This window comes from Pseudomonas sp. D47 (assembly GCF_045447305.1).
Classification (GTDB): Bacteria; Pseudomonadota; Gammaproteobacteria; order Pseudomonadales; family Pseudomonadaceae; genus Aquipseudomonas.
In genome coordinates, this window is record NZ_JBJGXU010000007.1 from 17,154 (window position 1) to 36,164 (window position 19,011).

Here is a 19,011-nt window from a genome sequence, read left to right on the forward strand (position 1 = left end):
AGGAACGCGCATGAACAACCGCCGATTCGCAAGAACCGCAGGCTGGCTGGTGCTGGCCGGCGCGGTCGCAGCAGGCGTACTGGCCTGGTACGTCACCCGCCAGCCCGCTTCGCCTTTAGAACAAGCCCCCGCCGCCAGTTTTGACCCTGCCTTGGTCAGTCGTGGCGAGTACGTCGCCCGAGTCAGCGACTGCGTGGCCTGCCACAGTTTGCCGGGCAAGACGCCGTTCGCTGGCGGCCTGGAAATGGCCACGCCGTTGGGCGCGATTCACGCCACCAACATCACGCCCGACCGCAACACCGGCATCGGCGCCTACACCGCGGCCGACTTCGACCGTGCGGTGCGCCACGGCGTCGCGCCGGGCGGGCGCAGGCTTTACCCGGCCATGCCCTACCCGTCTTACGCCAAGCTCAGCGATGACGACATGCGTGCGCTGTACGCGTTTTTCATGCAGGGCGTGGAGCCGGCCAATCAGCCCAACATCGAAAGCAGCATTCCCTGGCCGCTGAACATGCGCTGGCCCATCGCCCTGTGGAACGGCGTGTTCGCACCCAACGCCACCTACGCGGCCAACCCCGCCCAGGACGCGCTGTGGAACCGTGGCGCCTATATCGTCCAAGGCCCCGGCCACTGCGGCAGTTGCCACACGCCGCGCGGCCTGGCCTTCAACGAGAAGGCACTGGACGAGTCCGGCGCGCCCTACCTGGCTGGCGCTCTGCTCGATGGCTGGTATGCACCGAGCTTGCGCCAGGACCACAACACCGGGTTGGGGCGCTGGAGCGAGGACGAGATCGTGCGGTTCCTCAAGACCGGGCGCAACCAGCATGCGGTGGTGTATGGCTCGATGACCGAGGCGTTCAATAACTCCACGCAGTTCATGAGCGATGAGGATTTGAACGCCATCGCCCGCTACCTCAAGTCCCTGCCCGGCGACCCGCAGCGCGACGGTTCGCCGTGGCAGTATCAGGCGGCCACCGCGCGCGCGGACGCCCCTGGTGCCCACACCTACGCAACCCGCTGCGCGTCCTGCCATGGCCTGGACGGCAAGGGCCAGCCGGAGTGGATGCCACCGCTGGCGGGCGCCACCTCAGCACTGGCCAAGGAAAGCGCCTCGGCGATCAACATCACGCTTAATGGTTCACAACGTATCGTGACCGCCGGTGTGCCGGACGCCTACCGTATGCCGGCGTTTCGGGAGCAATTGTCGGATGCGGAAATCGCGCAGGTGCTGACTTACGTGCGTGGTACGTGGGGCAACAACGGCGGTGCGGTCGATGCAGCGGCGGTGAACACGCTGCGCGGGCACACCGACCCGGCGAGCAGCAGCCCGATTATTCTGCATATGCGTTAAGGCCTGGATCGCAGATCGTTCCCACGCTCCGCGTGGGAATGGCGCCCGTGACGCTCTGCGTCACCCATACGCCGAATTCAAAACGTGCGTGGGCTGGCGGGACGCGGAGCGTCCCAGGAGGCATTCCCACGCAGAGCGTAGGAACGATCTGATTAGTGGTATTGGGTCATGGTTTGTAAAGGGCCAGCAGGGCGTGTCGCTTTAAATTGCAGGACGTTTCCTAGACAATCTCTGCCGCCTTGTGCCTGTTGGAATCGATGGCTAGTCTGCGATCCGTCACTGCTCATCAGTGATCGGGTTTAGTCGCTCGGTTTCAGAACAGGCGCATGGTCCCCCAGAAGTTATGGTGGCTGTGCGCAGGGCGTCTTCGGGCGCGCCGGGTTCCTGTTCTGACCGGTCGACTAACCTGCGTACAGCCGCCACCCTCGTTTAGTCGCGAAGAGTTTCGGCTCCTTGATCAGACAGGTACTAAACAATGAAAAAAATCGTCCCCGATCCACCCCGCAATGCCACCAAAGACCGCGCCGCTTTCAACCGCGCCATCGACCATTACCTGCCGACCCAAGGTGTTCAAATCGAAGACCTGAGCTTCGAAGACGCCCTGCTCTACACTTCCAGCTTGCTCGACAGCGCTTCGGCCACGACACTCAACTGCAGTGAGCAACTGCCTAACCCCGAGCGGGCGAAGATTCTGGCGGTGTGGCATTTGCTGGAAATGGCCAAGACCACCGTGGACCGCTCTATTGAGTGCCTGAACCCCGCAAAAACGCCTGCCTGAACACGGCAAAAACTGTGGGGGCTGGCTTGCCTGCTCCCACATGAGTCCACGTTAAACTTTACTTGGGTATTGCCCTCTCACGCACAGGCTAGGATTTGAACCGATCAGGTAAGTAATCCTGCCTCACCATCTCTTTCAATACCTCAGTGACACCTGCAAGAAAGTAAGAAAGCTCCTCCTTCGACTCGCAAACTGTCATATCGGCAATCTCAGAATCGCTATAGTTCTCCATAACAATTTTTAGGCAATCAGCAAACACCATCAGTTCACCTTCTGACACTTTCAAGTCAAACAGCGTGACAGTGGCAATACACTCTTTACTCAAAATATCCATAAACACCACTTAGATTCATAGCAGAAAAGGAACAAATTTATCGGGTCGAACATAATCAAAAAATCAAATAAATCCGTCCCTTTTTCTTTTCCTTTTCTCTTCTACTTTTCCACTATAAGAAACCCAGCTGCTGGCTGGGTTTCTTACAGAATGATTACTTACTTCCTTGCGCTATCATCAGTGCTCTACCAATCATATCGGAGGTAATGTAAGGCACGAACCCGAGCCTATCGCCCTTCTCAAAACTCTTCTTGTATTCGTCCAAACGTCCACTATCACCGGCTATTGCCAGAGCTGCCAGATGCTGGAGGGGCATTGCACCCTTAACATTGCTTGGCAGCTCTCTATAAATCTTCAACCCCTCGTCAACATTCTGAGAGCGAGCCCAAGATGCAGCCTTTTCAGAAAGCCTAACGACATCATCAGTAGAAAAAACAGACAACTTCTCCGGTGCTTCATTGCTAACGATAATCGGCGCATGACTGCCCCTATCACCCGATATAAAGGAAACAGCATCCGAAAATTCTGTGGACGACACGGAGGACATAAGCAAAACCCGAAAATGGTCCGAGCGCTTACCCACCGATGGAATAATCTGAAGTTGAACCCCTCCGATATCGGTGACGCAAAAATAATCACCAACCTCATCCTTGCCACAGGTCCAGCCCTGCTCCTTCAAAATTGCAACAACATCTTTTTCTTTCATCACTTGGCCCCGGGGAAATTCATAACCTCAATAGGAATACCGTTAGAGTGGAAATAGGAGTCAGACTACCATTCACATGTTTCAAAGAGCAATTTTGATTACCTTTACAAAACCGTAGTCTGCCCCCTATTTCGTGCCTGAACACCGGAGCGAATAGCCCTCCCACCCAGCCGCTAGGCTTTAAACCGATCAGGCAAATATTCCTGCCTCTCCATCTCTCTCACGACATCCGTCACCCCGGACAGAAAGTAAGACAGCTCTTGCTTAGATTCACACACAGTCATCTCGGCAATCTGAGAATCGGTGTAGTGCTCCATCACAATTCTCATGCAGTCGGCAAACACCATCAGTTCGCTCTCCGACACCCTCACATCAAACAGCGTGACGCTGGCAATGCTCTCTTTACTCAAAATATCCATAAACACCACTTAGATGCATAGCAGAAAGGGAACACATTTATTTGGCCGAACACAATCAAAAAACCAAATGAATTTGTCCCTTTTTCCCCGCCTGAATAACCGAGCAAAGCCAAACAGATAGCCTCGCCCTTTCTAGTCCGCTTTCACAGATACTTTTTGATATAAGACTTTTTATCAATCAAACATTGAGCTTGGTTTTAACTTGTCCACCACGCGTATAAGTCATCACAAACGAATTCCAATTTTCACCACGTCTGATGGCGCACGCCCTCAATTCCTTCACCAAACGATAGAGGATTGCGCCATTGTAATCCGTTTCTGCATCCGTCACCTGACCCCCTTCCTTCTCGACAGTAAGAACAGTTTCCATATACCCCACGCTTACTACTACCTCATAACAAAACGAGTCGTAGCCATCCACGATGCCAGCATCTAGCAACTCAAAAATCTGCTTCGCTAACTGTAGGTCTTGAGTAATCACTATATAACCTCTGGAATCTTATATAGATCGTTCCCACGCTCCCGCGTGGGAATGCATCCCGTGACGCTCTGCGTCACCCGTACGCAGCATTCGAGACATGCGTGGGCTGGCGGGACGCGGAGCGTCCCAGGCGGCATTCCCACGCAGAGCGTGGGAACGATCTGCGATCTCTAACATGATGGTGAGGGAAAGTCGGGGCAGACCCTGAGGGATCCCCACAAATCTACTCCAAACTCTGCGCCTGATGATGCATCTCATCGCGCAGAGCATGCTCCAATATTTCCAAATGCTCTCGGTCACCGAAACCTGTGCAACTGCGCCAATATTCCGGCCTAAACGCCACAATGAAAGTACTCGCCTCTCTTTGAGGCTATTGCTTTGATAGCGCCGTTCCAATTGGTTCTCCCGTGCCTGCAACCCTGTTAAGAAGATGAGGTAGTTGGCCAAGGCGGCAATCAACAGCAGCACTTCAATGCGCTTTGGACATTGGCTTCGATGCAGATTCAGGCCCCATCCCAAGTGCTCGCTTTTCACATCTCGGAAGCCTTCTTCGATCTGCATACGCCGCTTATAAATCGCCACGATTTTTGCTGGGTTCCACTCGCTTTGCGGCAAGTTGCTCGCAAGCAACCACGGCTCGCGCTCACGTATGGCGGACTGCCGACTTAGCTTGCTTCTGGCGATTGAGCCTGTAAAGCGTTGGTGTTTGCGGCCCTTAGCTGAGTGACGGACGCAGTACAAATCGACGAAGTGAGGGGCGCTACGTGTCATCTCTACACGACCTAACGACTTAGGTGATGAGGTGGCCAGAGCGTACAAATTCTTTACCCGTTGCCAGTCATTTTCTTCGCGACGATAAAGCTCCCGATTTCGTATGCGAGCCACGTAATACCAGCCCTGCGCCGCTACGGCCTGCATCCAGGGGCGCCGGAAGCCTGCATCAGTGACCAGGACTGAAACGCATCCATCAGGCAGTAATTCGGCTAACATTTTGAGCCGCCGGCTTTGGTATTTTGGGCAACTCTCGCGCTCATGAACGCTTTCATAAATAGGAAACGAGCGTCCCGCAAACGGGACTGCGGCTCTCAACAAGAAGGCATCGCCAGGCGCATCAATTCGAGACCAATCGACCAAAATTAAAGGATGCTTCAAGGAGCCCAACAATGCCCGCAGCATCACCCAGTAAAACAGTGGCCGCTCTGCTCTTAGGTGTTGATTACCCAACAATCGGTCCACTCGCTTGATCGCATGTTTGGGATACGCCTGACCTGGCATGAAACGCCCCAGCGCTGTCAGCGTCAGGCGACGGCCTTGCAGTAACGAACTGACACAACTCATCAGCGTGGTTAGACGGCGAGAATGGATTGAAGGCAGTGCTTGAGCGAACGCTCTGTGTAAAAATCGGATGGCCTGCATGGGTTCGGGCTCTTGTTTTTGTGTGGTGCAAACCAAGTTGCCGACTCATGCAGGCCTCTTCAATATGAGCTTGGAGTGGATTTGTGGGGATCCCTCAGAATCTGTCCCCTTTTTACTCCCAGTTTCCTTTGTGTTCAACAATCCATATTTTCAACCACAATTCCGTGAGCCGCCTTCATATAAAAGCAATATTCTTCTCCAGCACGAATCAATACACCTCTCTCCCACCATCTCTCACCCGCACCTATAAAAAGGTCGGGCTGCAGCAGACTCTTAAACATATCATCAAGGCAAGCCAACTCATCAAAAAGCTCTCTAAACTCATCTGCGCTAGCAATTTTTGGCTCTTCTAGCAAACGCTGCAGCAAGGACCTAAACCTAATATCATTAAGGTATTCAGAATAATCCCAACGATATCCACCCTTGCACTCCTCAATAAAAAACCTCCACTTCTGAATTAAAGATATTAGACTTTCACCACCAAACCCAACGCGCGTTAAAACACTCGAACATAGTTCAAATACACTTTCATCTTTCATAGCTGATCCTTAAAGTATTTTAGCTGTGCGGCAGCATCACCGCTTGGCCTAAAGAAGGCATTTATTTTTCCTCCTCTCATAACACCAAAGTATCCAGTCGACGGTTCAAATCTAAGTATGGAGCCATCTGCTCGAGTTCCTTACAGTACTCCTCCCCGAGCAGCGGGAGACCAAAAAGATCGTGCGACACTAACGTAAGAGTCTAACGAAGTAAATTCTCGTACATCCGCACCATCTGGCTTCGCTGTTGCTTTACCCTTGCCGCCCAATATGACCCCTTGAGAATGTTTGGCATAATGCTCAAATGGTTTCGCCCATTTGAAAAGCCAAGTAATAACTGAAGTTCTTTAGATCCTTCGTTAGCAACAACATCTACATCTTTAACAGTACTTGGGCCGACTTCGCCTGCTACTTTTGCACCTATTCAACTCTTCAATGCTGGCAACGACAACACTTCATCGTACTGTGGCCAGTCTTCCCTTGCGCGCTTTAGCACACCTTGCATCAACTCGTCCAACTCAAGCACTGGCTGCTCGGGCGGCAATTGGTCAAAGGGCACGGCCAGCAGCGGATGATCAATCTTCTGCGGATTGGCTAAACCTTCCCACTGGCGCAGGCGCAGGATATAGAGAATTTCCACCGGCACGCGCTCCAAGTGCCAGTCCTGATTGAAGTCGTAAGAATTCTTCTGGCTCTCTTTGCCGGTTTGCCAAGTGTGGCGGTCACACGCGGCCAACAGACAGGGCATCAGGTCGTCGGGGCTGGGAGTGCGCCACTTGGCCAACAAGGCTTCGTAGATGGGTTCGTCATAAGCATAAGCAGGCCATTGATGCGAGACATCGCCCACCCAATCGGCAAACACACGCAGCATAAAGGCTTGGGCGCGGCGGTGTTGCTCTTCGTACTCAATCACTAATTGATGCCCACGGTTGAGAGCCGCATGGGTGAGATAGCCCTGATGGATGACGGCATCCTTCCAGCCTAGGATCGCCATGGCGGCCATCATATTGGTGGCGGTTTGGATGCTGTAGTTTTGGCGGCGTCGATCATTGCCTGCCGCTTTGGCAATAATGTCGAACTGACCCGCCCAGAAGAACAACTGCCAAATTCCTACTTGGTAATAGCGCAGCCAATGGGCCAATTCCAGAAGCCATTGCGGGTTATCTGGTGCGGTTGCCAATACCTTGTGGGCTCGTGTGACGGCCATCCATTCGGAGCTACTACGCGTAACGTTGTCACTATTCGGTACAGGCATTGATGGCTTCGCAAATGCATCGCCGCGCTCAACATATTCACGGATGCCATTCAACTCGTATTCATCTGAGGCGTGTGGCCCCTTGGCTATGCGCCCCAGCACACTTTTGTAAGAAGGCCATTTCGGGTTTACGCCCGAGCGCTCGCACTGAATTATTTCTTGGACCATGGTTCCACCTTAAACTCTGCTACACCTGTTTTACCGGGGGCGGGAACACCGACTTTGACTGTTACACCTTGAACCTTGGCTTTTCCTGAATCCAACGCCGCTTGCAAAGCATCGCGTAAAGCAGGATCAGAGTCGGCAATTGAGCTATTACCCAACCACCCTCTCAACCTCGTCGCCGGATCTCCGTGCGGCGTACCGGCCTTATTCACGCCATTACCGAAGACTTCGCATCCATCACCACCACGGTAATCGTATCGCCATTGATCGCCACCGCGCAGCCATCACAGCCGTGGTTGCTACCGTTCTGCAATGGCTTGAAATTGAGGCCGGTTTTTCCGTTGAGGGTTTGAAGGGCCAGTTGCTCGCCCAACACCCCCATCATTTACAAGCGAACCGGTTTTCCAATTGGGAAGGTGCGACAGCGGGATACTTTCAAATGTCTGCCCAAACAGGTCTTCAACCCGGCTGAACTTAGGTGGGCTGATTGCATCAGGAATAACCTGCCCTGGTCCTTTTGCACCTATTCAACTCTTCAATGCTGGCAAAGACAGCACTTCATCGTACTGTGGCCAGTCTTCCCTTGCGCGCTTGAGCACACCTTGCATCAATTCGTCCAACTCAGGCACTGGCTGCTCGGGCGGCAATTGGTCAAAGGGCGCGGCCATCAGCGGATGATCAATCTGCTGAGGATTGGGCAAGCCTTCCCATTGGCGTAGACGCAATATGTAGAGGATTTCCACCGGCACGCGCTCCATGTGGCATTCCTGATCGAAATCGTACGAATTCTTTTGGCTGTCTTTGCCGGTTTGCCAGGTGTGGCGGTCACATGCGGCCAGCAGGCAGGGCAACAAGTCGTCGGGGTTGGCGGTGCGCCAGTTGGCCAGTAGAGCTTCGTAGATAGGCTCATCATATGCATAGGCCGGCCAAAGATGCGATAAATCGCCCACCCAATCGGCAAACACGCGAAGCATAAAGGCTTGGGCGCGGCGGTGCTGCTCTTCATACTCGATCACCAACTGATGTTCGCGATTAAGCGCCGCATGAGTGAGATAGCCCTGATGGATGACGGCATCCTTCCAACCCAGGATCGCCATCGCGGCCATCATGTTGGCACCGGTTTGGAAGCTGTAGTTTTGTTGGCGAATATGGTTGCCGGGGCGTTGATCGTACTGGTGCGCCCAAAAGTACAATTGCCAAACACCTACCTGGTAGTAACGCATCCAGTGAGCCAATTCTTGCAACCATTGCGGGTTGTCTGGGGCAGTGGCAAGTACTTTATAAAGTCTTACCCGCGCCATTTCTTCTGGGATGCTATCTGTCGCATTATTTTTATTTGGAACCATCATTGGATCAGTGGGCCTTGCATCCTCCCTGGTGACGTATTTGCGTATCGCGTTGACATAAAACGCGTCCTCAACATACGGCCCTCTGGCGATGCGAGCGAGTACTGATTTGTAAGAAGGCCACCTTGGGTTCACACCCACGCGTTCAAATTTATTTATTTCTTGGGCCATGGTTCCACCTTAATTTCTGCTTGACCTGTTTTACCGGGTGCTGGCAAACCAATTTTAACGGTAACGCCTTGGACTTTGACTCTACTGCTTTGCAACGCGGACTCCAATGCTGTAGCCAACGCGGGAACAGATTGGCTTATCGAACGATTAGCCAACCACCCTCTCAATCTTGTCTCCGGATCCCCATTGTGCATATTTCGCAGCTACGGCTCTATGAAGCAGGCACAACACAACCGACCATCGAAGTCTTTCGAAGGACCGTTCTGGCTCTGAGTGTCAGCGCCGATATGCTGCTATTTGATGAGGGAGAACGTGGGCCGGATGACCGCCTGAAACTTCAGTTTGAGGCCATTTCCAAGCTGGATGACAAAGAGCGCGAAGCCCTGGAGACAGTGATCAGTAGCGTATTGCACATGCACGACGCCAAGCGCTGGACACAAGCTGCGACTAAAAGAGACAGCTTGCCGGGCCAATAAAACGGGCCAACCTTGAAAAAAGGACCAGTTCTGTGGGGCTGCCGCTGTGTATAACAAATGCTATACAACTCACGTCAGTGCTTGCTGGGTGAAACACTCGTTTTGTATTACAAATGTATAACAGCACCCAGAAGACAGAAACCGGATAACTAATTGATACATATAAAAAATACCCACCTCGCAAGAGGTGCGTGTTGTGTATTGAGATTTTGCTCCTGTTAAGGAGCGAAAATCATGCTCAAAAAGGGCGTATTGACCAGCTAGACCGAAGGTCGTCAGGCTGGGGTGCACAAAGACTACAGAACGGGTGCGACTTGAGTGCAGAAAGAGTGCAATCAGGGTGCATGTAGGGTGCAACAGCAACTGAAAATACCGGCACAAGAGTGCGCCGGATATCAGCCAAAGCAAAACGCCTGCTGATTAAGACTTTGGCAAAACCGAAAGTGCTGCTTTAAAAATATTAGTTCCATCATCAACGGCTGATGATGCCTCATATATTGCTGCGGTCGCTGCCATAAGCGAATCCTCTCCACCAGCTAAGGACAGCGCCGATACAGCGCGAGCTTGGCTAAACAGCTGAAGGCCTTCTACATTTAAGCTTTGCCCTTCGTCCAGGCTGTCTTGCAAGTCAAAATACTTCTCATCTAACCGTGCAGCTAAAGCATCTAGCCCAGAAACCTGATCAGTCGTGAGTTTATTACCAGATTGTAGATACCTAAGAGACTCGGCAACAATAGACACTTCTACTAGGCAGGCCTGTAAAGCAAGTTCGCAAGCCACTTTTACAGCATGTCTTCGTTGTTCCTCACTGACTACCTTAAGTTTTTCTACAAGGCTTTCCTCAACCATTTCTAAACGCATAATTATTATTTAGCCTCTGGCAGTGGTTTTAATGGCGCGGACACATCCTGTGCGCTCTTTAAACTACGACTGCCAGAATGTCAGACAGACACCATATTCATCGAGAAGATCGTCAGCAATTTCAAACTGAAATACCTTCTCTGGAAAGGCATCGGATAACGCGCGCCTCCAATATCTAGTGATCTGTTCAGCAAATAAATGACAAAGACGATAATCTTCTTCCGACAGGCCCACTTTAAATACGGGTCGACCCTGTGCATCCTCCCACTTTGAAAAGAACTGATTTATTGAAAAAATATTTCTGTATCGTTCAACGTCTCTACGCGATGTACTTTGTTCCAACACACTAGATTCGGTCTCAACCAGCCCGTTCAAATGAAATTTTTGCGGATCGTATTGCTGAGCGTTAGGCAGCCAGAAAATGTGACCATTGACCTCAATAAAATCAGGAGAGAGCAAACCCAGAACAGAAATTGCCTGTTCTAATGAAACCAAGTTCCCTACATATGAAAAAAACTCCCCGGAGCCAATATCTGAAACAAACAGACTCAACGACTCTTTAGAAATATTACCCTGATAAATTTTCATCATTTCAACCCCAAGCTATCAAGAACCGACTGAGGAACATTCCCCTCAAAAACTTTTGTATCACTTCCCTTCTTGGGGAAATATGTTCCATTCGGAGCTTGGTTCCATTCGACCACCTTAATCCGAGAGCTAGACACATCATATAATGCACGCCCCTCAGGACCGTAGACAATAACATGCCCTTTTCCAAGATTTGCATAAGAATCGGGAGTTTGCCCTTGCAACGGATACTGAACACCACCACGCGTTCCCGTGACCGTCACATTCGTTTCCCTGAGTCCCTTGGTATAACCTAAATCAATAGTATTACCGGCAGAGTCCGTAATGAACCTGGGTGTATTTGGAGCGTTAGTAGTTGCTTTTGCACCAACAAATATTTCGGACTATATCTGCTTTACCCTATTAACATACACCTAATAATCTAAGGTCATCTTTAAGCTCCACGACTTCATCAGAAGGCAGATCTTCCAAGATAGAGGAGAGTTCAAACTCCTCTAACAATTTAGAGATGGTATCCAGATGATACTTCTGGACCTTTTCCGGAGATCGCCCTGCTGAAAGAATAAGTGCTATAACTTCGAGCATTAACTTTTCAATAGGCAATTCAAATGAGTTTTCAAGCTCGCCATAGGCATAACCCACTTCACTTTCACCTTCAGCCCATGAGCTTTGGTGGCTGAGCTTGACCTTGCAATAGCTATAATAGCTACCCAGAAACCAAGCCCGGATTTCACCATAAGTCACTCTGTCTTCCATTACGGCGTCTTCCTCGGAGGGCGCAGCATAACACCCTGATTATCAAGAATATTAACGGTAATATTGGGGTACTTCGCCTTGAACTGCTCAGCCACATTCAGACAGCTGGCACAAGCCGCTTTCTCCGTAAGGATATTTACTGTTCCTCTTGCGGAGGTATTTCTCCCCAACTGGTCAGCGATATTATCTAGAATTTTGTATTCCGTATCTATTCCCCGATAAACCAAGTCTCCAGCCTTATTGGGTACAGATTAAGCGACAAAATTCCCATTTCCGGAGCGGACAAGCCCCTTACCAGCATCAGAGACTTGGCTGTGTGCGGCCATCTGCTTAGGTATTCCGGGAATATCTATTTCCGCGACAGCTACGTTACCACTTCGCCGTAAGCCAGACGGCAACCCAGCTCGAACGTCCATGACCCGTTGGGCCATCGGAGCAGTGTCAATCACGGTCGCAGTCGCTTTTGCACCTTATCGCATTCGAAATAACACCTTGAACCCTGTTAATTCAAGTCCGGCCATCGTAAAAGATGATTGCCTATTGATGCAATTAAGAAGCTTGAAAAGCTATCCCAAGTTTTAGTCATCGAACTCTGACCTTCAAAAAACTGAAATACTGGCGGATCGTCAGAAATCGGTAGGAAATAATTAATTTCATATCCTTGATGCATGCAGAATACCTTAGCATCCGTAGGCAGCAAATCGGAGAGACCTAACTCATCAAGCAACTCATCCGCCTCAACCTTTAGGCTAAGTAATCTCGGATAAAATATATCAACACCACAAAAAATCTTACCAGCCGAACGCCCCGCAATCGTCAAAAACTCACGATATGCCAAAGGAACTTTACAACCAAAATGTTGCTCGATTGATGCAATCTCCACTTCGGAGCAACCAACAAGAGTAGAATCTAAAATTACTCCCCGCAGCACTAACTCATGAAAAATATCCCGAACGTTTTTCATCTTGGCTTTCCTGTTTCTACGTTAACAATCACACCGGGAAACCTTTGTTGAAACTGACTTATAACCCCGCTGCATGAAACGCAAACTGGGAGCTCTGAGTAAATATTCACGACCCCTTGTGACGAGGGGGTTAGCTTATCTGCCAAACTCGACAATATTTTATACTCTGAGTCCATTGTCCTTGGATTGTTACCAGTTTGTACTGTGTCGAAGACCTGTTTTTCAGGGACATCGTCCGTTCCAGGGCGCTTCGCTAGCCCGCTTACCCCTACAAGCTCAGCGCTTTGTCCATCAATTGAATACTCAGCAACAGCAATATTCCTACCGCTACCAATATTTAGCTCCGAGCGAACTTGCACCGCCCGTTCAGATAATCTTGCTAATTCATTGGCGGCGGCAGCCTCTTTTGCACTAACAGTATCACCCGACGCGAATTTCGTTGTCTACCCGCGCTACGCCAGACGGGGCGCGGCCTGCGAGCCGGTCGACGCATCTGATACGCGCTCACTGAATAAAACCACCCCGACGCGGGTTTCGGCCCGCCACAGCACACCCAGGATCACCCAAACCAACCGACGACAAAAAGCCCCTCCATCGACATCAAAAAATCTCGTGCCTAAGCAAACTAAATCCCCCCTCTACTTTTAGTGCATCCATTAACTCAAGAGAACGATTTGTTGCGTTTACATAAAACAGAATCGGGTAATCCGAAAATGCTTGCTCTACAGGCTCGCCATCAAAAGGGTCAATATTTTTTTTCAGAACGAAGTGCTCCGAACTATTGTCACCATGAAGATAATAAATGCCTCCATGATAAGTACTGTCTCTTTCTTCAAGTGAAATTCCTGCAAGTTTTTCTACCTGTGCCCTTGCCAAAACAAGGTTCAAACATTTCGTTCCATACAAATCATAAGTCTTCATTTTGGTAGCACTACGCTTGGTGCTCGGCTTGTAGCTGCGGCCGAAGAGTCATAAATCATAAAGTTAACTTCACGACCTGCTTGTGAGCTTAACTCGCTAGCTAGGTCCTGCAATCCAAGAGCTTGCAAATCTCTTGCACTCAATGGGCCAGTGCGCGTTCCGCCACTTCTAACCCCGATACCTAAAGATTGAGCACGCTGTAACAACTCTGGACTTGCCAGTGCCACATCGAAATCGCTAACCCTTCCTGCATCAAATGCTTGTCCTGTTTTAAAACTTTGCCCTGTTACGGCGCTTCCTTGAAGAATGGGCTCTACATCTCCATAACCCGCGCGGGATAAGCCATCCCGCATATCCGTACCAAAACGTGCAAAGTCATCTGCGCTTGAAAAACCACTAGGAATTACTGCCTCTTTTGCACCAACTATCCTTTAGGAGATATCTGCCTCACCCAATCCTCTCTAAGCCCAACCAAAATATTCATAACATTAGAGTAAGTCAAGAATGGTAAAAATAACGCAAAATTGGACAAGCCACATTTCACATCTAAGGGAACGTAAAAATCAACATCCCCCGAGCGACTCGAATTCGAAAAAAGTTCTACATTCAGGTGACTTTCAATACTAGAAATATCAGCAAACAACACCTTATTCGCAACTTCATTATTTCCAAAGAAAAAACCATCAACATATACATCTAACCTTCCACCCTCTATCCCAGTAGAAAATAAAATGTCACCATCTTCAGCTTCCTCATGAAAGAACCCACGACCTAAGGCTTCAACATCTTTCATCCTTTTTTCAAGTGTTCGACGAACCTTCATTGTCCAACGCCTTTTAAAAAATCCCTCAAGCCTTCCTTAGTCGCGGGAAAGCTAAAGGAAAAATTCTGATTTACATTATCAAAACTACCTGTCCCAAGCTTAGAGCCTTCTGGGGATGCATAGCGACCTGTCAGAGTAATTTTTCCTGCACCTTGGGACTGAGCATAAGCAAGCATTTTCTTCAATGGTCCTGCTAATTCAGCGGCCCCATCAGCACCAACGCCAATGAATCCTTTCGAAGTACCTATCGCAAACTCATCAAATGTTATTTCACTTCCGCTCATGGTGACTCTTGGAGAGTAGATGGTTCCCACACCATTAGCTGCATCAAAAGACACTTTACCTAATTCCTTAGGTATTTCTTTTGCACCTGGCAGCAGCAGAGGTTGAGAAATCGCCTTGCTATAGGAGCCTACTTCACTAACCCCATTCGGGTAAACAACCTTCATCGCGTCATCAGAAACCGTAACAACGCTGCCCTTCGGCAAGATCTTGCCACCTGCGAGTGTCACCGCTTCGCTCAGTTGCACCGTTGTATTGGCCTGGATGACCTTGCTCTCAACAAAAGTGGCACTACCACGCAGTACTGCCTCACTCGCTTGCTCGACGAATTCAGCTTCAACCGTAGTCGCGACCTTGCGCCCGACCGCAGCGGCTCGCCCAATTGGCAAGACGTCGAGCAAGGTAAAATCCTTTAAGCCACTGATCTCAGCCTTGTACTTAACGCCTTCGATGATGGTGTCAGAAACATCGCTAGATCCGTCGAACAGGCTGATCTCGGGATGTCGGTTTAGCGCTGTTTTAACGCCAAACCGATTGGCATCCGCCTGGAGCGTGCCGCCTGTTGGTCCATAAGAGCCGGCCCCGTTGCCTCCAAATAGGCCGCTGTCTGCTTTTTGCTCGGCGGTAGCCTGGAAAGCCAGCACCGCTTCGCCATGTGCGGTAACAACCGAGCCGTCTCTCCAACGAAGCGGCGTGCCCTGAGCACTCATCTGGTTCACAACCGCTTGGGCAACTTCCATAGCCCTGTAAAAAAGCTCAACCTGCGGATTTCCTCGCTGAGTGGGTGAGTCCAACTGAGCACGCAAAGCTTCGTATTTTCGGGCGGTGCTGTTGTCCAACTGGCTGTCACTAGCCAATGTCAACAATTCCTCCCAACTGAACCCTGACTGATTTTGCTGCACATGATCGCGGGTTAGTTGAGCCGCTTTTTCTTTAAGCAGACGCTTTTCTTCGGGATGCAACTGACGGTTATAGGCCGTCGCATCTTTGGCGATGTCGATCCCGGTTTGCAGATCACCACCCACCATCGCTGCCGCTGTAAGGCCCACTAACTGAGACGCCGCCAATTCAAGCTGCTTATCGCCCTTCACCAACGCGCTTAAACGGTTACTTAACGCCTCGTTTGCTCCCGCGGCCATCGCTCCGGTGACAAAGCCTTCGCCTGCCGCCTCACTGAGCAAACCACCGACCAGCGCATGGAGAGCTGTCTTCTCGATGCTAGCGTTGTCCCACTTCTTATGGTCAGCAAAATCACCAACCGCATTAAAGGCCACACCTCGCAGCACACCCTGTGCCTGCGACACCAACGATTGCTTGAGGTTGTCGCCAAGACTGCCCCCCTGCAACGCCGTCCCGAAACCTGCCTGTACAGCCCCCTGCGCTCCTGAATAAGCCGCAAACTTGCCGATATCCGATGCAGAACTAAGATTGAAGCCTTTGGTGACCTTATTGACGTTATCACCCGTAACTCCAAACGCTGGGTCCAATACCCCCGCAGTGAAACCTGCGGTCAACGCCCCAGTGACATAATTACGAATGCTTTTGCTTGAAGTAATATCCTTGAACGTTGCGCCGATGTTGCCACCGTTGTTGATAAAGCTAACCGCGCTGTTGCTAGCAACTGACGACAGTGCAGCGGTGGCCATGACATTGCCCCATCCTGCGGCCGCTGTACCGGCTGCCGTACCTGCTGACACCATCGCCGAACTGCCAGCGGCGGCCATCGCAGTGCCAGAACCCGCAGACCCCACACCCGCAAACGCCGTACCGAGCGGACCGCTAGCTGCTCCGGCCGTCAGCACCGATACAATAATAATGATCGCCAGCATCGCCCCTTGCCCAAGGCCGGAATGGCTGTACTTGAACGAATCATGCATTTCTTGCACTTGCCGCCAGTCAACATCGCCGCGCCTCTCAGCGTCTTTCAGCCAAGCGAGTTGCGGGTCCGCCTTGACCATCACGTCGATGGTCTCGCTGACGGAGTGCTGGTCGATTTTCTTGATATCGATCTTCAGGCCATCCACTGCCTGAATGGCTACCTTCCCCTGCGCCAGCATTTGAGTCTGGCGTAGCGTCTCGTCGGTATTACCCTTCCCCTTGGCACTGTTCCACGCCAGGTCACTCTTGCTCTTCTCGTGACTCTCCTGATGCAGGTCCTTGACCGCCTCAAACGTCACCGACCCACCACTGACAATCGCTATATCGCCGCCACTTTCAAGCTTGGCGCCCTGGTACAGCTGGTCCCCACCGCTTTGCAGGGTCTGATTGCCGCCACTGGTGATCTGGCTGCCGATGTTCGTGACCTGAGTGACTTCATCACGCTGGGTTTCCTTGCTGCCCCAACTGCCCTTCTTCTTCATGTCATACAGCGAGTAATCACTGTCTTGCGCCGACAGCAACGCCAAGTTGCCACCCGCCACTAGATACGCCTCATCCCCAGCACTGACACGGCTGGCAATCAGCGCTAAGTCCTTCCCAGCGCTGAGCACCACATCCCCCCCAGCCTTAACCGAAGTCGCCACCTGGCTCACATGGTCTTCCTGCGCCTTAACCTTCTTCAGGTTCAACGCCGCATGCTGCTCATCCGCCGCCGAAGCCAAGATCAGGTCCCCACTCGCCGCCATCGCCACATCCCGCTTGGCTTCAATCTGGCTGGCAATCGCAGTCAAATCCCTACCGGCCTTTGCCGACAGGTCGCGACCCGCCGTCACCGACGAGCCGTTCTGCGTGACGGAGCTGCTATTGGAGCGCGTTTGGGTGTTGGCGTTGTTGTTGACCTGCTCCACCGACCCAAAGCTCAGGTCGCGCCCGGCCTGAATCGTGGTGTCGCGCCCGCTGTCGAGCACGCTGCCCTGGTTGGAGACGTCGCGCCCGGCCTGGATGCTCAGGTCGTTGGCCGCTTCGATACGGGCTGCGCTGCTGAGGAACTCGCGGTGTTCGCTGGAGACGCCGTCGCTGCTGTCGTGACGGGTGACGGTGCGTTCGTTGATGACGTCGCCGTTCACGGCGGTCAGGGTGACGTCGCGGCCCGCAATGATGCCGCCGGCCTTGTTGACGATGTTGTTGCCGGCCAGCAGGTCCAGGCGGTTGCCCGCTTCAATCAAGCCGCTGTTCACCAGGTCATTGCCGGCCTTGGCCGACAGGTTGTTGCTGGCGCGCAGGGTGCCGACGTTGTTGAGGTCTTGCCCGGCGATCAGGCTGACGTCGTTGCCGGCAATCAGCGCACCGGTCGGCGCCAGGCGGTTGTTGGCGTTGGCCAGGTACAGCACCGGCACCAGCACTTCTTCGCCGTTGACCACGCTCTTTTCCAGCCAGACGATGTCGTGGGTCAACGCTGCCGCTTGCTCGGAAGTCAGGTTTACCCCCACGGCCAGATTCAGCGTTTGCTTGCTGGCGATGGCGTTGTCCATCAGGTGTTTGAAGAGTTTTTCGTCGGTGGTTTGCCCATCGATAAAACGTTGGCCGGTGCGAGCCACGACGGCTTGTTGGACCAGGCGCTGTTCGTAAAAACCATCGCCCAGGCGCTTGGCGCTCTCGTCCGGGTTGTAGCCCAGGCCAGAGAGCAGGTAGTCCGAGCTCATGAATTGCTTCATGTCGGTGAGCACGGGGTTGGTTTCGATCAGGTATTTGTGCGCTTGCGACACGCCGCTTCTATCGGGCAGGCCTTGCACGCGGCTGATGGCTTGGGCGCCTACCGCGCTCGGTGGTGCACTGGCTTGAATCGCAACGGTGGCCGGGGCGTCATGCGGTGCTGGGCCTGGGAGCGAAGCCGGGCCCTCAGGTGCGGTGACCACAACCCGGGCATCTCGCTCAACCAGGGTCGGGGAAAGGTCGGCGCCGGGTTGGGCGCTGCCACTTGGGTTCAACGCCGCGATACCGTCGACATGCGCGATACCGCCAGCTGTCGTGCGGCCGGGCTGTTGCACGACAGCATCGGCACTGCCGACGCCGGCAGCGTTGACCGCGCTTGCACTGGCATCAATGCTGCCTGCGGTACGGGCCGCGACGCTCAGTGCGTGGGTGCTTTCGGACACCTGGGCGACGTCGCCCAGTTGAAGCGTGCGTGCCGAGTTCGCTGGAAGGGTGTGTTGACGTTGCGCCAGGTCGACGCTCGCGCCGCCGAGTGTCCAGCTCTGCGCGCCGGTATTGCCTTGGGCCGCTTGCCCTTGGGTGGCGCCCTGCCCGCTCAGGCGGAACAAGCCGTTCTGACCGGTAGGCAAGGTGAAGCCTGGCAGGCTTACTGGGTTGACTTGCCGTTGCGCCAGGTCCGGTCGCAGTTGCGCGTTGATGGAAATGGCGGTGGAGTGGCCGCTGCCCGCGCCGGTCTCTGCCTTGGTACGGTGCGCATCACTTTGATCGGAAGGCGGCGACGTAGCTTT

Annotated in this window: 19 protein-coding genes and 3 pseudogenes; 3 read left to right on the plus strand and 19 right to left on the minus strand. The window is 52.4% G+C overall.

The window, feature by feature from the left end:
• Nucleotides 1-10: 10 nt before the first annotated feature.
• Both ACI77I_RS07410 and ACI77I_RS07415 read left to right on the plus strand, forming a co-directional pair.
• Complete coding sequence (locus ACI77I_RS07410; RefSeq protein ID WP_406997233.1) at nucleotides 11-1,351, plus strand: c-type cytochrome; 1,341 nt, start codon at nucleotides 11-13, stop codon at nucleotides 1,349-1,351.
• 475 nt (nucleotides 1,352-1,826) lie between these two features.
• Nucleotides 1,827-2,129 carry a DUF6124 family protein gene (locus ACI77I_RS07415; RefSeq protein ID WP_242155542.1) on the plus strand — a complete coding sequence of 101 codons (303 nt, stop codon included), beginning with the start codon at nucleotides 1,827-1,829 and terminating at the stop codon, nucleotides 2,127-2,129.
• A gap of 88 nt (nucleotides 2,130-2,217) precedes the next feature.
• On the opposite strand, the gene ACI77I_RS07420 is transcribed toward ACI77I_RS07415, so the two are convergent.
• The 9 genes and pseudogenes from ACI77I_RS07420 to ACI77I_RS07460 all read right to left on the minus strand — a co-directional run bounded on the left by ACI77I_RS07420 (nucleotide 2,218) and on the right by ACI77I_RS07460 (nucleotide 8,637).
• The gene (locus ACI77I_RS07420) at nucleotides 2,218-2,463 is read right to left on the minus strand and encodes a hypothetical protein (protein ID WP_083359004.1); all 246 of its coding nucleotides are present in this window, start codon (nucleotides 2,461-2,463) and stop codon (nucleotides 2,218-2,220) included.
• Nucleotides 2,464-2,617: 154 nt separating this feature from the next.
• A complete protein-coding gene (locus tag ACI77I_RS07425) occupies nucleotides 2,618-3,169 on the minus strand; it encodes a DUF6990 domain-containing protein (RefSeq protein WP_406997234.1) in 552 nt (183 codons plus the stop codon).
• A 173-nt stretch (nucleotides 3,170-3,342) separates the two neighbouring features.
• A complete protein-coding gene (locus ACI77I_RS07430) occupies nucleotides 3,343-3,588 on the minus strand; it encodes a hypothetical protein (RefSeq protein WP_263274880.1) in 246 nt (81 codons plus the stop codon).
• Between the two features lie 178 nt (nucleotides 3,589-3,766).
• Entirely contained in the window at nucleotides 3,767-4,069 is a 303-nt protein-coding gene (locus tag ACI77I_RS07435) for a hypothetical protein (RefSeq protein ID WP_406997235.1), read from the minus strand.
• Nucleotides 4,070-4,292: 223 nt separating this feature from the next.
• Nucleotides 4,293-5,485: pseudogene (locus ACI77I_RS07440) on the minus strand (IS4 family transposase).
• Nucleotides 5,486-5,619: 134 nt separating this feature from the next.
• Nucleotides 5,620-6,024, minus strand: a complete 405-nt coding sequence (locus ACI77I_RS07445) for a hypothetical protein (protein WP_263274878.1) — start codon at nucleotides 6,022-6,024, stop codon at nucleotides 5,620-5,622.
• 424 nt (nucleotides 6,025-6,448) lie between these two features.
• On the minus strand, nucleotides 6,449-7,123 hold the full coding sequence (locus ACI77I_RS07450) for a hypothetical protein (RefSeq protein ID WP_406997285.1): 675 nt from the start codon (nucleotides 7,121-7,123) through the stop codon (nucleotides 6,449-6,451).
• A 529-nt stretch (nucleotides 7,124-7,652) separates the two neighbouring features.
• Entirely contained in the window at nucleotides 7,653-7,829 is a 177-nt protein-coding gene (locus ACI77I_RS07455; RefSeq protein WP_406997236.1) for a hypothetical protein, read from the minus strand.
• 142 nt (nucleotides 7,830-7,971) lie between these two features.
• A complete protein-coding gene (locus ACI77I_RS07460) occupies nucleotides 7,972-8,637 on the minus strand; it encodes a hypothetical protein (protein ID WP_406997286.1) in 666 nt (221 codons plus the stop codon).
• Nucleotides 8,638-9,149: 512 nt separating this feature from the next.
• On the opposite strand from ACI77I_RS07460, the gene ACI77I_RS07465 reads away from it, so the two are divergent.
• Entirely contained in the window at nucleotides 9,150-9,437 is a 288-nt protein-coding gene (locus tag ACI77I_RS07465) for an RstR family transcriptional repressor (protein WP_242155519.1), read from the plus strand.
• A gap of 420 nt (nucleotides 9,438-9,857) precedes the next feature.
• Here the strand turns inward: ACI77I_RS07465 and ACI77I_RS07470 are convergent, their stop codons facing one another.
• The 10 genes and pseudogenes from ACI77I_RS07470 to ACI77I_RS07515 all read right to left on the minus strand — a co-directional run.
• Nucleotides 9,858-10,298, minus strand: coding sequence for a hypothetical protein (locus ACI77I_RS07470; RefSeq protein ID WP_406997237.1), 441 nt, complete (start codon nucleotides 10,296-10,298; stop codon nucleotides 9,858-9,860).
• Nucleotides 10,299-10,361: 63 nt separating this feature from the next.
• On the minus strand, nucleotides 10,362-10,889 hold the full coding sequence (locus tag ACI77I_RS07475) for a hypothetical protein (RefSeq protein WP_406997238.1): 528 nt from the start codon (nucleotides 10,887-10,889) through the stop codon (nucleotides 10,362-10,364).
• A complete protein-coding gene (locus ACI77I_RS07480; protein ID WP_406997239.1) occupies nucleotides 10,886-11,149 on the minus strand; it encodes a hypothetical protein in 264 nt (87 codons plus the stop codon). The genes ACI77I_RS07475 and ACI77I_RS07480 overlap by 4 nt, the downstream gene beginning before the upstream one ends.
• Before the next feature lie 139 nt (nucleotides 11,150-11,288).
• Entirely contained in the window at nucleotides 11,289-11,642 is a 354-nt protein-coding gene (gene imm2, locus ACI77I_RS07485; RefSeq protein WP_024672729.1) for an Imm2 family immunity protein, read from the minus strand.
• Nucleotides 11,642-12,073 (minus strand): annotated as a pseudogene (locus tag ACI77I_RS07490) (deaminase domain-containing protein). Before ACI77I_RS07490 ends, imm2 begins: the two are co-directional and overlap by 1 nt.
• A gap of 71 nt (nucleotides 12,074-12,144) precedes the next feature.
• Nucleotides 12,145-12,606, minus strand: a complete 462-nt coding sequence (locus tag ACI77I_RS07495) for an SMI1/KNR4 family protein (RefSeq protein WP_406997240.1) — start codon at nucleotides 12,604-12,606, stop codon at nucleotides 12,145-12,147.
• A complete protein-coding gene (locus ACI77I_RS07500) occupies nucleotides 12,603-12,965 on the minus strand; it encodes a deaminase domain-containing protein (RefSeq protein ID WP_406997241.1) in 363 nt (120 codons plus the stop codon). The genes ACI77I_RS07495 and ACI77I_RS07500 overlap by 4 nt, the downstream gene beginning before the upstream one ends.
• A gap of 241 nt (nucleotides 12,966-13,206) precedes the next feature.
• Entirely contained in the window at nucleotides 13,207-13,494 is a 288-nt protein-coding gene (locus ACI77I_RS07505; protein ID WP_201255774.1) for a hypothetical protein, read from the minus strand.
• A gap of 457 nt (nucleotides 13,495-13,951) precedes the next feature.
• Entirely contained in the window at nucleotides 13,952-14,350 is a 399-nt protein-coding gene (locus ACI77I_RS07510) for a hypothetical protein (protein WP_226501951.1), read from the minus strand.
• A pseudogene (locus ACI77I_RS07515) lies at nucleotides 14,347-18,852 on the minus strand (DUF637 domain-containing protein); the annotation flags it as partial. The gene ACI77I_RS07510 and the pseudogene ACI77I_RS07515, both read right to left, overlap by 4 nt.
• Nucleotides 18,853-19,011 lie beyond the last annotated feature (159 nt).

Bases quoted from the DNA above. Each gene is read 5' to 3' on its own strand.
- ACI77I_RS07425 (WP_406997234.1), bottom strand. From the start codon at position 3,169: ATGAAAGAAAAAGATGTTGTTGCAATTTTGAAGGAGCAGGGCTGGACC.
- ACI77I_RS07455 (WP_406997236.1), bottom strand. From the start codon at position 7,829: ATGATGGGGGTGTTGGGCGAGCAACTGGCCCTTCAAACCCTCAACGGA.
- ACI77I_RS07470 (WP_406997237.1), bottom strand. From the start codon at position 10,298: ATGCGTTTAGAAATGGTTGAGGAAAGCCTTGTAGAAAAACTTAAGGTA.
- ACI77I_RS07475 (WP_406997238.1), bottom strand. From the start codon at position 10,889: ATGATGAAAATTTATCAGGGTAATATTTCTAAAGAGTCGTTGAGTCTG.
- imm2 (WP_024672729.1), bottom strand. From the start codon at position 11,642: ATGGAAGACAGAGTGACTTATGGTGAAATCCGGGCTTGGTTTCTGGGT.
- ACI77I_RS07495 (WP_406997240.1), bottom strand. From the start codon at position 12,606: ATGAAAAACGTTCGGGATATTTTTCATGAGTTAGTGCTGCGGGGAGTA.
- ACI77I_RS07445 (WP_263274878.1), bottom strand. From the start codon at position 6,024: ATGAAAGATGAAAGTGTATTTGAACTATGTTCGAGTGTTTTAACGCGC.
- ACI77I_RS07430 (WP_263274880.1), bottom strand. From the start codon at position 3,588: ATGGATATTTTGAGTAAAGAGAGCATTGCCAGCGTCACGCTGTTTGAT.
- ACI77I_RS07420 (WP_083359004.1), bottom strand. From the start codon at position 2,463: ATGGATATTTTGAGTAAAGAGTGTATTGCCACTGTCACGCTGTTTGAC.
- ACI77I_RS07415 (WP_242155542.1), top strand. From the start codon at position 1,827: ATGAAAAAAATCGTCCCCGATCCACCCCGCAATGCCACCAAAGACCGC.
- ACI77I_RS07410 (WP_406997233.1), top strand. From the start codon at position 11: ATGAACAACCGCCGATTCGCAAGAACCGCAGGCTGGCTGGTGCTGGCC.
- ACI77I_RS07510 (WP_226501951.1), bottom strand. From the start codon at position 14,350: ATGAAGGTTCGTCGAACACTTGAAAAAAGGATGAAAGATGTTGAAGCC.